The 14,104-nt window shown below is 66.1% G+C and carries 9 protein-coding genes; 8 read left to right on the forward strand and 1 reads right to left on the reverse strand.

Going from position 1 to position 14,104, the window contains the following annotated elements:
* The first annotated feature begins 475 nt into the window (after nucleotides 1-475).
* The 3 genes from ABWW33_RS22685 (at nucleotide 476) to ABWW33_RS22695 (ending at nucleotide 6,082) form a co-directional block, all read left to right on the forward strand.
* Nucleotides 476-1,888: a glycoside hydrolase family 30 protein gene (locus tag ABWW33_RS22685; RefSeq protein WP_353403859.1), complete on the forward strand. Its 1,413-nt coding sequence runs from the start codon at nucleotides 476-478 to the stop codon at nucleotides 1,886-1,888.
* A 74-nt stretch (nucleotides 1,889-1,962) separates the two neighbouring features.
* Nucleotides 1,963-3,321: a glycoside hydrolase family 5 protein gene (locus tag ABWW33_RS22690; RefSeq protein WP_353403860.1), complete on the forward strand. Its 1,359-nt coding sequence runs from the start codon at nucleotides 1,963-1,965 to the stop codon at nucleotides 3,319-3,321.
* 34 nt (nucleotides 3,322-3,355) lie between these two features.
* Entirely contained in the window at nucleotides 3,356-6,082 is a 2,727-nt protein-coding gene (locus ABWW33_RS22695) for a TonB-dependent receptor (protein WP_353403861.1), read from the forward strand.
* Here ABWW33_RS22695 and ABWW33_RS22700 read toward each other — a convergent pair.
* Complete coding sequence (locus tag ABWW33_RS22700; RefSeq protein WP_353403862.1) at nucleotides 6,070-6,978, reverse strand: LysR family transcriptional regulator; 909 nt, start codon at nucleotides 6,976-6,978, stop codon at nucleotides 6,070-6,072. The two genes, ABWW33_RS22695 and ABWW33_RS22700, sit on opposite strands and share 13 nt — an antisense overlap.
* Before the next feature lie 105 nt (nucleotides 6,979-7,083).
* On the opposite strand from ABWW33_RS22700, the gene ABWW33_RS22705 reads away from it, so the two are divergent.
* The 5 genes from ABWW33_RS22705 to ABWW33_RS22725 all read left to right on the forward strand — a co-directional run bounded on the left by ABWW33_RS22705 (nucleotide 7,084) and on the right by ABWW33_RS22725 (nucleotide 14,096).
* A complete protein-coding gene (locus ABWW33_RS22705) occupies nucleotides 7,084-7,848 on the forward strand; it encodes a TauD/TfdA dioxygenase family protein (protein WP_176653040.1) in 765 nt (254 codons plus the stop codon).
* A gap of 98 nt (nucleotides 7,849-7,946) precedes the next feature.
* Nucleotides 7,947-11,444, forward strand: a complete 3,498-nt coding sequence (locus ABWW33_RS22710) for a response regulator (RefSeq protein ID WP_353403863.1) — start codon at nucleotides 7,947-7,949, stop codon at nucleotides 11,442-11,444.
* 18 nt (nucleotides 11,445-11,462) lie between these two features.
* Nucleotides 11,463-12,281, forward strand: coding sequence for a CheR family methyltransferase (locus ABWW33_RS22715; RefSeq protein ID WP_176653038.1), 819 nt, complete (start codon nucleotides 11,463-11,465; stop codon nucleotides 12,279-12,281).
* Nucleotide 12,282: 1 nt separating this feature from the next.
* Nucleotides 12,283-12,894, forward strand: coding sequence for a chemotaxis protein CheB (locus ABWW33_RS22720; RefSeq protein ID WP_353403864.1), 612 nt, complete (start codon nucleotides 12,283-12,285; stop codon nucleotides 12,892-12,894).
* Complete coding sequence (locus ABWW33_RS22725; protein WP_353403865.1) at nucleotides 12,894-14,096, forward strand: hybrid sensor histidine kinase/response regulator; 1,203 nt, start codon at nucleotides 12,894-12,896, stop codon at nucleotides 14,094-14,096. The genes ABWW33_RS22720 and ABWW33_RS22725 overlap by 1 nt, the downstream gene beginning before the upstream one ends.
* Nucleotides 14,097-14,104 lie beyond the last annotated feature (8 nt).

A 14,104-nucleotide genomic window follows, 5' to 3' on the forward strand; every position in this document is an offset into this window, starting at 1 on the left:
CCTTTTAATAGGAACATCATGAGCCCGTGCAGAAGAAAAGACCCTCTAGTCGCCGCTAAGGTCGAAGTAGGACGCATTTTCAAGGACATGCTGAGCGTGGAGGATGCCGCCGTTTACATGGCCAGCAACAGCATTCCGCCCGAGGTGTCCGAGCGCGTGCTCAACAGCTCGGGATGCGATACTCGACAATGCGTCGAGACGCTGCAACACAGCTAGGAGTTTCACCTCGTTAAACCGCATGGCTGCTGTTGCAGCCTGCGGCACTTCCGCGCAACACTTCATTCGCTTTCGTTGACATTCAAGAATTGCCGGTGCTATAGTTAATTCAATAAGTGGAAACGATTCCATTTAATTCATAAGTGAATAAACGATAGACGGAAGGGCAACGATCCTTCTGCACGGAGACAGAATGTTGACAGCCAGCCCCGCTATGCCGGGCGACGGAGCCTTGCGCCCTTCGCCTTTGCAGCATGTCTTGAAACGCCTTCCCCGCCTGTTCGCGGTGCCGGCCTTGCTGCTGTGCGTGCACGCGCCCGCTCAGGCGCAGGCCAGGGTGCGGGCATGGATCACCACCGGCGACCAGACGCAATTGCTGGCGCGCGGCGCCGATGCCCAGTTCAAGCCGGGCGCCGCTGCCGCCACCATCATCGAGGTCGATCCGTCGCAGCGCTACCAGGAAATGGTGGGCTTCGGCGCCGCCATCACCGACGCTTCCGCCTGGCTGATGCGGAACCGCATGAACGAGCAGCAGCGCAGCGCCTTGCTCAACGAACTGTTCGGCAAGGCGCCGGGGCTGGGCTTCAGCTTCACCCGCCTGACCATCGGCGCCTCCGATTTCTCGCGCCAGCACTACAGCTTCGACGACATGCCGAAAGGCCAGACCGATCCCACGCTGGCGCATTTCTCCATCGAACCCAACCGCGCCGACGTGCTGCCGATCACCAAGGCCGCGCTGGCGATCAATCCCAGGCTGCGCGTGATGGCGTCGCCGTGGAGCGCGCCGGGCTGGATGAAATCCACCGACAGCCTGATCCAGGGCACCTTGAAGCCGGAAGCGTTCGCGCCGTTCGCCGCCTACCTGTCGCGCTATGTCGGCGCCTACGAGAAGGAGGGCGTGCCGATCTACGCGCTGACCTTGCAGAACGAGCCGCACTTCGAGCCCAAGGATTATCCCGGCATGCGCGTGGATCCGGCCAAGCGCGCCGCCTTCATCGGCGGCCACCTGGGGCCGCTGCTGGCGAAGGAACATCCGCAAACCCGCATCCTGGACTGGGACCACAACTGGGACGAGCCGGGCTCGCCGGCCGACGTGCTGAAGGATCCGGTGGCGAACAAATACGTCAACGGCATCGCCTGGCACTGCTACGGCGGCGACGTGCGCGTGCAGGCCGCGCTGCATGACCGCTGGCCCGACAAGGACACCTACTTCACCGAATGCTCGGGCGGCAAATGGGCGCCGGTATGGTCGGACAATCTGCAGCACTTCGCCCGCACACTGGTGATCGGCACCACGCGCGGCTGGGCCAAGGGCGTGCTGCTGTGGAACCTGGCGCTGGACGAACACGACGGCCCGCACCTGGGCGGCTGCAACGATTGCCGCGGCGTCGTCACCATCGACAGCCGCGACGGCAAGGTCACCCGCAACGAGGAATATTACGCGCTGGCCCACGCCAGCCGCTTCGTGCGCCAGGGCGCGCGCCGCATCGCGTCGACCAGCGGCTACGACCAGCTCGACACGGTGGCCTTCCGCAACGCCGACGACGGTTCGGTGGCGCTGCTGGTGGTGAACTCGGCGAAGGAGCCGCGCAGCTTCGCGGTGCGCCAGGGCAAGCAGAGCTTCAGCTATACCTTGCCGGCAGCCAGCGTCGCCACCTTCACCTGGAAATAAAAAAGCGCTGCCGCGTCGTCGCGCGGCAGTTTTTTCAGAACAAAAATGGAAGCGCTTCCACACAAGGGGATGCCATGTCATACCGATCTATATTAGTGACCTTGCTGGCGCTTGCCGGCTGCGGCGGCGGCAGTGGCGCCGGTCCGTCGTCCGCGCCCGTGCCGCCCGCGCCGCCGGTGGCGGAAGCCATCAAGCTGACTCCGGTCACGCCGGTGCCGGTGACGCCGACCATGCTGCACACGCAGGGAAGCAAGTGGCTGAAGGCCGACGGCAGCCAGGCCGCGCTCAAGGGCGTCAACCTCGGCAACTGGCTGATCAATGAATTCTGGATGATGGGGCAGGGCAGCGCCGGCATCGACGACGAGTGCAAGCTGGAAGCCAACTTCGACAGCCGCTTCGGCTATGCCGAGCGCCAGCGCCTGATGCAGCTGTTCCGCGACAACTGGATCACCACCCGCGACTGGGACCAGATGCAGAAGTTCGGCCTGAACCTGGTGCGCCTGCCGTTCATCTACAGCGTGGTCGAGGACGAAAAGAATCCGCGCCACTTGCGCGCCGACGCCTGGCGCTACCTGGACGACGCCATCGCCCAGGCCGAAAAGCGCGGCATGTACGTGATCCTCGACCTGCACGGCGCCGTCGGCGCGCAGGGATGGGAACAGTACAGCGGCTGCGCCAACAAGAACCTGTACTGGAGCACGCCGGAATACCAGGAGCGCACCGTCTGGCTGTGGCAGCAGATCGCCGGCCGCTACAAGGACCGCGCGTCGGTCGCCGGCTACAGCGTGCTCAACGAGCCGTGGGGCACCACCGCCGCCAACCTGGCCGCCGTCGTCAAGACGCTGTACACGGCGATCCGCGCGGTCGACCCGAACCACGTCGTCATCCTGCCCGGCCACAACAGCGGCAACATCAGCGCCTATGGCAAGCCGTCCGAACAGGGCATGAGCAATGTCGCGTTCGAGATGCACTTCTACCCGGGCCTGTTCGGCTGGGGCCAGATCGGCCTGCAGGTGCACAAGGACTGGCTGACCTGCAGCGGCGGCGGCAACAGCGGCGTGTGCGAGTGGGACAACAAGATCAAGGCGGTCGACACCGCGTTCTTCATCGGCGAGACGCAGCCGTGGACCGGGCTGGGCCTGGACCTCGGCGGCCAGGTCACGCGCGCTTCCTTCGATACCTACGCCAAGTACGGCTGGGCAGCCACGGCGTGGACCTGGAAGGTGGTCAACAACAAGGGCGGGCAGGGCAACGGCACCTGGGGCCTGGTCACCAACGCCGCCGCCGCGCCGGTGCCGGCGCTCGATTTCACCAAGGCGCCGGTGGCCGATATCGAATCCCTGTTCCAGTCGTTTGGCACGCAGGTTTATGAGGTCCACCAGTCCGCGCAGGACTGGATGACCAGCAGCACCGCACCACAGCCGTTCCGTTAGTCGTAACCAGTAAAACTATAAAGAGAGAGACAACATGAGAAAGCAGACACATCCACTCGCATTGACCCCGATCGCCGCCGCCTGCGCCACGCTGGCCTGGGCCCTCTCCGCCAGCCCGGCCTGGGCGCAGCAGGGACCGGCCAACGGCGCCGCGGCCGAGGACAAGGAAGTCCAGTCGGTGGTCGTCACCGGCATCCGCCGCAGCATCGAGACCTCGATGGCGATCAAGCGCGATTCCGATTCCATCGTCGAGGCGGTCACCGCCGAAGACATCGGCAAGCTGCCGGACGTGTCGATCGCCGAGTCGATCGCCCGCCTGGCCGGCCTGACGGCGCAGCGCGTCGAAGGCCGCGCGCAGTCGATCTCGATCCGCGGCCTGGCGCCGGACTTTTCCGGCACGCTGATGAACGGCCGCGAGCTGGTCTCGACCAGCAACAACCGCGGCGCCGAATACGACCAGTATCCGTCCGAGCTGATCAACGGCGTCACCGTCTACAAGACGCCGGACGCCTCGCTGGCCGGCGGCGGCCTGTCCGGCACGGTGGACCTGCACACGGTGCGTCCGCTGGACCTGCGCGAGCGCAGCATCGTGTTCAACGCGCGCGGCGAACACAACTCCAACGGCAAGCTGAACTCGAACACGCCGGCCAACGGCAACCGCCTCAGCGCGTCGTATGTCGATCAGTTCATGAACAACACGCTGGGCGTGGCGATCGGCTACGCGCACCTGGATTCGCCGGGCCAGCAGCAGGAATACAAATCGTGGTGGTGGGGCACCGACAACAAGCTGCCGAAAGGCGACGAGGACGTGGTGGCGCTGAAGGGCGCCGAAGTCACGGCGACCTCGCGCAAGCAGAAGCGCGACGGCCTGATGGGCGTGATCGAATACCGTCCGTCCAAGGAATTCCGCACCTCGCTGGACCTGTACTATTCCGAGTTCAAGGAAGACACCACCATGCGCGGCATGATGTGGAACTCGCACCAGTGGAGCGACGTCACCTACAACAATCCGCAGATCGTCACGCAGGGCGGCACCCGCCTGCTGGTGGGCGGCGCGCTGGTCAACCTGGAACCCATCGTGCGCAACGACTTCAACCAGCGCAAGGACCAGCTTGGCGCCGTGGGCTGGAACAACCAGTTCAAGCAGGACCGCTGGACCCTGGTCGGCGACCTGTCCTACTCGACCGCCAAGCGGCGCGAGATGGTGCTGGAAACCTACGCCGGCCTGGGCCCTGCCGGATCGCACATCACCGACAACAACTTCCAGTTCAAGATCCCGACCGCCAGCGGCCTGCCGACCTTCACGCCCAGCCTGAACTTCGCCGATCCGCAGATCATCAAGCTGACCGACGTCGGCGGCTGGGGCAAGGATGCGGACATGCACCATCCGGTGGTGGAAGATTCGCTGGGTTCGCTCAAGCTGTCGGCCAAGCGCGACCTGGACGGCATGTTCCGCAACGTCGAAGGCGGCGTCAACTACAGCAAGCGCGAGAAGACCCACGCCGACACCAACAACTACTGGAACCTGAAGAACGGCCGCGCGCCGGCCACGGTGTCGTCCGACCTGATCGAGCCGTCGACCTCGCTGGCCTTCGCCGGCATCCCGCGCGTGCTGACCTATGACGTGCTGGGCGCGTTGAACAAGTACTACACCATGCAGCCGGCCCGCCCGGACGACCAGGCGCTGCAGGACTGGGGCGTGACCGAGAAAGTCACCACCGCCTATGGCCGCGTCGGCATCGACACCGACGTCGGTCCGTTCCCGCTGCGCGGCAACATCGGCGTGCAGGCCGTCAACGTCGACCAGAAATCGCGCGGCACCACCGTCAACTCCGGCAAGCTGGGCTCGATCACCGGCGGCGCCAGCTACACCGACTGGCTGCCGAGCGTGAACCTGAACTTCGACCTCGACAAGTACCTGAGCACCACCAACCTGCGCTTCGGCGCGGCCAAGACGGTGGCCCGTCCGCAGATGTCGGACATGCGCGCCGGCATCTCCGGCGGCGTCGACGCCACCACCCGCATGTGGAACGGCAGCGGCGGCAATCCGCAGCTGGAGCCGTGGCGCGCCAACTCGTATGATTTGTCGATGGAAAAGTACATGGGCAAGCGCAGCTACATCGCCGGCGCGCTGTGGTACAAGAAGCTGCAAAGCTACATCTACAACCAGCAGACCGCGTTCAGCTTTGCCGGCTTCCCGAATCCGTCGGCCGTCGTGCCGATCCAGGATATCGGCACCTTGAACCGTCCAGCCAACGGCACCGGCGGCATGGTCAAGGGCGTGGAACTGTCGGGCGCGCTGGACGGCGGCCTGCTGTGGGCGCCGCTGGAAGGCTTCGGCGTGACCGGCAGCATGTCCGGCACCGAGAGCACCATCCATCCCAACGGTCCGGGCACCAAGGAGAAACTGCCGGGGCTGTCGGGCGTGGTGTCCAACTTCACCGTCTACTACGAGCAGTCTGGCTACTCGGCGCGCGCCAGCCGCCGCTACCGCTCGGCCTATCGCGGCGAGGTCACCGGCCTGTTCGCGCAGCGCGCCTTCAGCGAGATCCTGGCCGAGCGCCAGATCGACCTGCAGCTGGGCTACGCGATCGAGCAGGGCCGCTACAAGGGCCTGTCCTTCCTGTTCCAGGTGAACAACCTGAACAACTCGCCTTACCAGACCCGCCAGGGCGATCCATTCTCGGGCGGCTCCTACGCGCCCGAGCGCTACACCACCTACGGCCGCCAGTTCTTGCTGGGTCTGAACTACAAGCTGTAAGTTTGCAGCGCCGCCGTCAGCAGTTCGGTGAAGACGCGTATCTTCACCGAACCGCGGCGGCTGGCCGGATACAAGGCATAAATTCCCACATCCATGTCGCCGGGGTTGGTTTCGTACAGATCCAGCACCGGCACCAGCATGCCCTGCTCCAGGTCCTGGTGGATCAGCCAGGCCGGCAGCAGCGCCAGGCCCAACCCGCTCAACGCTGCTTGCCGCAGCATCTCCGAATTATTCACGCTGAGGCTGCCGTGCACCTCGATCTCGGCCTCCTGGCCGCCGCGCCGCAGCTTCCAGGTCTGGCGGCTGGCGCCGTAGGAAAACTGCAGGCAGTTGTGGCCGGTCAGGTCGGCCGGCGCGTGCGGCCTGCCGTGCTGGCGCAGATATTCGGGGCTGGCGCAGATGTGGCGCCGGTGGCCGGCCAGCTTGCGCGCGATCAGGTTGGGCTGCCGCTCCGGCGTGCCGATGCGGATCGCCAGGTCGATCGCCTCGTCGACCATATTGGTGTAGTTGTCGCTGAGCCGCATGTCCAGCGCCATCTTCGGGTAGCGCCGCACCAGCTCCGGCAGCAGCGGGCCGATGGTGCGGATCGCCAGGGTCACCGGCGCGGCCACGCGCAGCACGCCGACCGCTTCGCTGTCGCGGCCGGAAGCGGCGTCGTCGGCCTCGTCCAGCGCGGCCAGGATCTGCGTCGCGTGCTCATAGTAGTTGCGGCCGCTGTCGGTCAGCGTGATGCTGCGGGTCGAGCGGTTCAGCAAGGGGGCGCCGAGGCGCACTTCCAGCGCGTCGACCAGCCGGGTGACCGAGGACGTGGCCACGCCCAGGTGGCGGGCGGCGGCGGAAAAGCCGCCATTGCTGGCGACCAGGCAGAAGGCTTTGAGTTCAGCGAATCGGTCCATGGCAGGCTTTGCGTCTGGCGCAAAGGTGATTGCAGATTCGCCTATATTATCAGCAGAGTTGTGCGGGATTATAGTGATTTCATACTTTTCAGCCCTGGAGGCCGTATGAACATTACCCCCTTACCCTTGAGCTTTGGCGCCACCATCGAAGGCGTGGACTTGCGCCAGGCCGGTCCCGGCACCGCGCAGTTGCTGCGCTCGGCGTTGCTGCAGTACGGCATGCTGGTGATACGCGGCCAGTCGCTGACGCCGCCGGAGCAGGTCGCCGCCACCGAACTGTTCGGCAGCCTGGAGACTTTTCCGGCCATGCGCGGCCAGCTGGACGGCTTGCCGGAAATCTTCCGCGTCGCCAGCCGGCCCGAGGATGGCCACGTCGACGTCGGCCGCTACTGGCATTCGGACGGCTCGTTCCGCGCGGAGCCGACGCCGATCAGTTTCTGGTACTCGGTGGCGCAATCAAGCGAGGGCGGCGACACCTTGTTCACCGATTTGCAGCAAGCCTATGCCGAGCTGCAGCCGGAAATCCGCGAGGAATTCGACGCCCTGCGGACCGCGCACCGCAACGGCGTGGTGCACCCGCTGGTGTTGAAGCACCCGAAAACCGGCATTCCGGCGCTGTACCTGAACCTGGGCCTGACCGGCGGCGTGCTGGGCTACGGGCCGGAACGCTCGCAGGCGTTGATGCAGGCGGTGGACCGCCATTACTCGCGCCCCGGCGCCACCTACCGCCACCATTGGCTGCCCGGCGACGTGGTGGTGGCCGACAACCTGCACGTCGCGCACAAGGCGACGCCGGTCGGCCCCGGCCGCCGCATCCTGAACCGCACCACGGTGCGCGCCGACGGCGTGATCTGGCCCGAGGCGGCCTGATTTTTATGTTATTTCCCTAGCGCACGATTGGTTTTTGCCGGTATAGCAGTTTTGTGTTTGAGCTAAACTTCCAGCTTTCCTCGCTACCTGGCAGAACCATGCCCAATCTGTCGTCCATGGATGAAAGCGGCTTCCGCCGCATCCTCGCGCGCAACGTCACGCTGCCGCTGGCCGCCGGCGTGGTCAGCGCCGGGGTGTTTGTCGTCTTGCTGGCTTACCTGGTCAATACGATGAACTGGGTCGAGCACAGCGAACGCGTGATCGGCAGCGCCAACGAAATCAGCAAGCAGATGGTGGACATGGAAACCGGCCTGCGCGGCTACATGCTGACCGGCGATGAAAGCTTTCTCGAACCGTACACGCTGGCCAAGCCCAAGGTCGCCACCGGTCTGAAGTCGCTGGGGCAGCTGGTCGACGACAGTCCGGTCCAGCTGGACCGGCTGAGCGTCATCGGCGCCCAGCAATTGCAGTGGGACCAGTATGCGCAGGAAATGATACGGCTGCGCGCCGCCAACGGCGACGTGACCGGTCCCGCCAAGACCGGCCGCGGCAAGACCCAGTTCGATGAAATCCGCCGCCAGATCGATGCCTTCATCGCCATGGAGCAGCGGATGCGCCAGGACCGCAACGACAGCGCGCGCAGCGTGACCACCTGGGTGGCCGCCACCTATCTGCTGCTGACGCTGGGCGTCGGCGGCATCCTGGCCTGGTTCGGCCGGCGCGATTTGATGGGCCTGTCCAAGGTCTACGACCTGGCGCTGCGCGAGCACACCACGCATGCCGAAACGCTGGCGCGGCAGGCCTGGCTGCGCACCGGCCAGAGCGAGCTGGCGCAGCAGGGCATAGGCCAGCTGGCGCTGCCGCAGCTGTCGGCGGCGCTGCTGCAATTCATGGCGCGCTACATGGATGTGGTGGTCGGCGCGCTGTACCTGCGCGCCGACGACGGCAGTTTCCAGCGCGTGGCCTCGTACGGCTTCAGCGACGAGTGGGCGCAGCGCGAGCAGCGCATCAAGCCGGCTGAAAGCCTGGTCGCGCAGGCGGCGCTGCAACGCCGCGTGCTCCGGCTGGACAATGTGCCGGCCGACTACATCCAGGTCAGTTCCGGCCTCGGCGGCGGCGCGCCGGCCAGCGTGCTGCTGGCGCCGCTCGACAACGATGGCGAGATCAACGGCGTGGTCGAGCTGGGCCTGCTGCGCCCGATCTCCGAGCGCGACGTCGATTTCCTGACCATGGTGAAGGGCAATGTCGGCAACGCCATCGAAGCCAGCTCGTCGCGCCAGCGCCTGCAGGAAGTGCTGGTCGAAACCCAGCAGCTCAACGAGGAACTGCAGGTGCAGCAGGAAGAGCTGCGCACCGCCAACGAGGAGCTGGAGGAACAGTCGCGCGTGCTGGAAGAGTCGCAGGCCAGCCTGGAAAACCAGAAGGCCGAGCTGGAGCAGACCAACGAGCAGCTGGCCGAGCAGGGCGTGGCGCTGGACCAGAAGAACGCCGCGCTGAGCAAGGCGCAGCTGGACCTGGAGGAGCGCGCCACCGAGCTGGAACGCGCCAGCCAGTACAAATCGCAATTCCTGGCCAATATGTCGCACGAGCTGCGTACGCCGCTCAACAGCTCGCTGATCCTGGCCAAGCTGCTGTCGGAAAACACGGCCGGCAACCTGAACGAGGAGCAGGTGCGCTTCGCCAACACGATCTATTCGGCCGGCAACGACCTGCTGAACCTGATCAACGATATCCTCGACATTTCCAAGGTCGAGGCGGGCAAGCTGGACCTGGTGCCGGAGCAGCTGTCGGTACGCCACGTGGTCGAAGGCATGGCGATGGTGTTCGACCCGCTGGCGCAGCAAAAGAAACTGGCCTTCCACGTGCGGATCGCCGACGAGCTGGTCCACGACATGGTCACCGACCGCCAGCGGCTGGAACAGATCCTCAAGAACCTGCTGTCGAACGCGCTCAAGTTCACCAGCACCGGCCAGATCACGCTGGCGGTACGGGCGGCGGGCGCCGAACGTGTCGCCTTCTCGGTGCAGGACAGCGGCATCGGCATCCGCGCCGAAGACCAGCAGGGCATCTTCAACGCCTTCCAGCAGGCCGACGGCACCACCAGCCGCAAGTACGGCGGCACCGGACTCGGCCTGTCGATCTCGCGCGACCTGGCGCAGTTGCTGGGCGGCGACATCGGCCTGATCAGCGAACCGGGCAAGGGCAGCTGCTTCACGCTGACCTTGCCGCTGGTGTGGACTGCGCCGGCGGCAAGGTCCGGCAGCACGGCCGTCGCCAGTCCTGCGCCGCCGCCGGCCTGGGCGGTCGAGTACGACGCCGCGGCGCCGTCGCCATCGCCGTTGCCGCCGCCGCCGCGCGAACGCGCCTTCGACGACGACCGCGCGCTGCTGGAGGAGGGCGCCGCGGCCGGCCGCCGCCTGGTGCTGGTGATCGAGGACGACGCCACCTTCGCCCGCATCCTGTACGACCTGGCGCACGAAAAACAATACAGCTGCCTGGTCGGCTTCGACGCCGACGAGGGGCTGGCGCTGGCGCGCGAATACCGGCCGGACGCGGTGCTGCTCGACATCCGCCTGCCGGACCGTTCCGGCCTGTCGGTGCTGCAGCTGCTGAAGGACGATGCGCAGACGCGCCACATTCCGGTGCACGTGGTGTCCGGTTCCGACAACGGCGAGGCGGCGCTGCACCTGGGCGCGATCGGCTTCGCGCTGAAGCCGACCACCCGCGAGCAGCTGATGGAAGTGTTCCGCCGCATCGAAGGCAAGCTGACGCAGAAGATCAAGCGCGTGCTGCTGGTCGAGGACGACAGCCGCCAGCGCGACAGCGTGGTGCAGCTGATCTCCGACGACGATGTCGAGATCGTCGCCGTCGGCAGCGGCGAGGAAGCGCTGGCGCTGCTGCGCACCACCGTCTACGATTGCATGATCATCGACCTCAAGCTGCCCGACATGCAGGGCAACGAGCTGCTGCAGCGCATGGCGGGCGAATCGCTGGCGGCCTTCCCGCCGGTGATCGTCTACACCGGCCGCAACCTGTCGCGCGCCGAGGAGGCCGACCTGCACAAGTATTCACGCTCCATCATCATCAAGGGCGCCCGTTCGCCGGAGCGCCTGCTCGACGAGGTGACGCTGTTCCTGCACAAGGTCGAGGCCGATTTGTCCAGCGAGCGGCAGAACATGCTGCGCACGGTGCGCTCGCGCGACCGCGTGTTCGAGGGCCGCCGCATCCTGCTGGTGGACGACGACGTGCGCAACATCTTCGCGCTGACCAGCGCGCTGGAGCAGAAAGGCGTGCTGGTCGAGGTGGGCCGCAACGGCTTCGAGGCGATCGCCAAGCTCAACGAGGTGCCGGACATCGACCTGGTGCTGATGGACGTGATGATGCCGGGCATGGACGGCCTGGAGGCGACGCGCCGCATCCGCGCCGAAGCCCGCTTTGCCCGCCTGCCGATCATCGCCATCACGGCCAAGGCCATGAAGGACGACCAGGAGCAGTGCCTGGCGGCCGGCGCCAGCGACTACCTGGCCAAGCCGATCGACCTGTCGCGCATGTACTCGCTGCTGCGGGTGTGGATGCCGAACGGTGAACGGACCTGACGATGCAAGGGTCTTACCATGCAACATAGTGACACCGACATCGAGCTCAAAGTGTTGATGGAAGCCATCTACATGAAATACAGCTACGACTTCCGCGACTACACCGGCGCCTCGCAAAAGCGCCGCGTGCTGCACGCGCTGCGCGAGATGGATTGCGCCAGCATCTCGGCGCTGCAGGCGCGCATCATGCACGAGCCGGCCGCGTTCAGCCAGCTGCTGCAATTCCTGACGATACCGGTGACGTCGATGTTCCGCGACCCGAGCTACTACGCGGCGCTGCGCGAACACGTGGTGCCGGTGCTGCGCACCTACCCGTCGCTGAAGATCTGGATCGCCGGCTGCAGCACCGGCGAGGAAGTGTTTTCAATGGCCATCCTGCTGAAGGAAGAGGGCTTGCTGGAACGCAGCATGATCTACGCCACCGACATCAATCCGCAGTCGCTGGACAAGGCGCGCAAGGGCGTGTTCCCGCTGGACGCGGTGCGCGAGTACGCCGGGAACTACCAGGCGGCCGGCGGCACCCGCAGTTTTTCCGACTACTACACGGCGGCCTACGACGCCGCGCTGTTCGACGGCGCGCTGTGCGAAAACGTCACCTTCGCCGACCACAGCCTGGCCACCGACTCGGTGTTCGCGGAAACCCACCTGATCAGCTGCCGCAACGTCATGATTTACTTTAAGAAAAAGTTGCAGGAGCGCGCTTTCGGCCTGTTTTACGAATCGCTGTGCCATCGGGGCTTCCTCGGCCTGGGCAGCAAGGAAAGCATCGATTTCTCCGCCTATGCGCCGAACTTCGAGCCGGTGGTGAAGCGCGAACGGCTGTTCCGGAAGCGCTGACATGGCGCCGACCGCCGCCGAGTCCATCAAGGCCGCGCTGGCCGGGCGCGCCATCGAGGCGGTGGTGATCGGCGCCTCGGCCGGCGGCGTGGGCGCGCTGCTGCGCCTGTTGCCGGGCTTGCCGGCGGGCTATGGCCGCGCCGTGGTGGCCTTGCTGCACATGCCGGACGGCCGCCAAAGCCTGCTGGCCGAGGTGTTCCAGCAGCGCATGGCGTTGCCGGTGCGGGAGGCCGCCGACAAGGAGCCGGTGTTGTCCGGAACGCTGTATTTTGGCGGTTCCGGCTACCATTTGTCTGTTGAGACGGATCGCAGTTTTTCGCTCAGCTGCGAGGCTCCGCTGCACTTTGCGCGGCCGGCGATTGATTACCTGATGGAATCGGCGGCCGACGCCTACGGCCCGGCGCTGGCCGGCATCCTGCTGACGGGGGCCAACCAGGACGGCGCCGCCGGCTTGGCCGCCATCGGCCGCGCCGGCGGCCTGACGGTGGTGCAGGATCCGGCCGAGGCGGAAGTGCCGACCATGCCGCGGGAAGCCATCCGTTTGCGGGCGCCGGACCTGATCCTGCCGTTGGACGATATACACACATTGCTGTTGATGCTGGAGAACTATTAATGCAAGCCGAGCACCCGACCAAATTGCTGATCGTCGACGATCTGCCGGAAAACCTGCAGGCGCTGAACGCGATCATCCGCGGCGAGGGCCGCGAGATCCACCAGGCCGGCTCGGGCGAGGAGGCGCTGGCGCTGCTGTTGCAGCACGACTTCGCCATGGCCATCCTCGACGTGCAGATGCCGGGCATGGACGGCTTCGAGCTGGCCGAGCTGATGCGCGGCACCGACAAGACGCGGCACATCCCCATCGTGTTCGTCACGGCGGCCGGCAAGGAGCTGAATTACTCGTTCAAGAGCTACGAGGCGGGCGCGGTCGATGTGCTGTACAAGCCGCTCGATGCCCGCGCCGTCAACGGCAAGGTGCAGGTGTTCGTGGCGCTGTACGAGCAGCGCGAGGCGATGCGGCGCCAGGTCGAGGCGCTGGAGCTGGCACGGCAGCAGCAGGAAGCCACGCTGGCCGAGCTGAACGCCGCGCAAGCCCAGCTGCAGCGCGCGCTGGCGATGCGCGACGAATTCATGTCCATGGTGTCGCACGAGATGCGCACGCCGCTCAACACGCTGTACCTGGAAACCCAGCTGCGCAAGATGCAGCTGGAGCGTGGCAATATGGCGGCCTTCGGCGCCGAGCAGCTGCAGCGCATGGTGGCGCGCGACGACCGCCAGATCCAGAGCATCATCCGCTTGATCGACGACATGCTGGACGTGTCGCGCATCCGCAGCGGCAAGCTGTCGCTGCGGCCGGGCTGGGTCGAGCTGTCCGGCCTGCTGCGCCGGCTGGTGCAGGACCTGACGCCGCAGGCCGGCATCGCCGGCAGCAGCATCACGCTGGACGCGCCCACGCCGGTCAGCGGCTGGTGGGACGAGTTCCGCATCGAACAGATCGTCGTCAACCTGCTGACCAACGCGCTGCGCTACGGCGCCGCGCAGCCGGTGACGGTGACTTTGCACGTCGAGCAGGACCAGGTGCGGGTGGACGTGCGCGACCAGGGCGCCGGCGTGGCGCCGGAACACCAGCAAACGATTTTTGAGCCGTACGAGCGCGGCGCCGGCACGTCGGCGCCGGCAGGACTGGGATTGGGCTTGTACATTTCGCGCCAGCTGGCCGAGGTGCACGAGGGCAGCCTGACCCTGCGCAGCAGTCCCGGCGAGGGCTCGGTCTTCACGCTGACGCTGCCGCGCCGCGACGCCCCGCCGGCCACCTGAGGCGGGAG

Source organism: Duganella hordei (assembly GCF_040369125.1).
Classification (GTDB): Bacteria; Pseudomonadota; Gammaproteobacteria; order Burkholderiales; family Burkholderiaceae_D; genus Rugamonas; species Rugamonas hordei.

What these genes read in the sequence shown, in the direction of transcription:
- ABWW33_RS22690 (WP_353403860.1), top strand. Translation starts at nt 1,963, where the DNA reads ATGTCATACCGATCTATATTAGTGACCTTGCTGGCGCTTGCCGGCTGC.
- ABWW33_RS22695 (WP_353403861.1), top strand. Translation starts at nt 3,356, where the DNA reads ATGAGAAAGCAGACACATCCACTCGCATTGACCCCGATCGCCGCCGCC.
- ABWW33_RS22700 (WP_353403862.1), bottom strand. Translation starts at nt 6,978, where the DNA reads ATGGACCGATTCGCTGAACTCAAAGCCTTCTGCCTGGTCGCCAGCAAT.
- ABWW33_RS22705 (WP_176653040.1), top strand. Translation starts at nt 7,084, where the DNA reads ATGAACATTACCCCCTTACCCTTGAGCTTTGGCGCCACCATCGAAGGC.
- ABWW33_RS22710 (WP_353403863.1), top strand. Translation starts at nt 7,947, where the DNA reads ATGCCCAATCTGTCGTCCATGGATGAAAGCGGCTTCCGCCGCATCCTC.
- ABWW33_RS22715 (WP_176653038.1), top strand. Translation starts at nt 11,463, where the DNA reads ATGCAACATAGTGACACCGACATCGAGCTCAAAGTGTTGATGGAAGCC.
- ABWW33_RS22720 (WP_353403864.1), top strand. Translation starts at nt 12,283, where the DNA reads ATGGCGCCGACCGCCGCCGAGTCCATCAAGGCCGCGCTGGCCGGGCGC.
- ABWW33_RS22725 (WP_353403865.1), top strand. Translation starts at nt 12,894, where the DNA reads ATGCAAGCCGAGCACCCGACCAAATTGCTGATCGTCGACGATCTGCCG.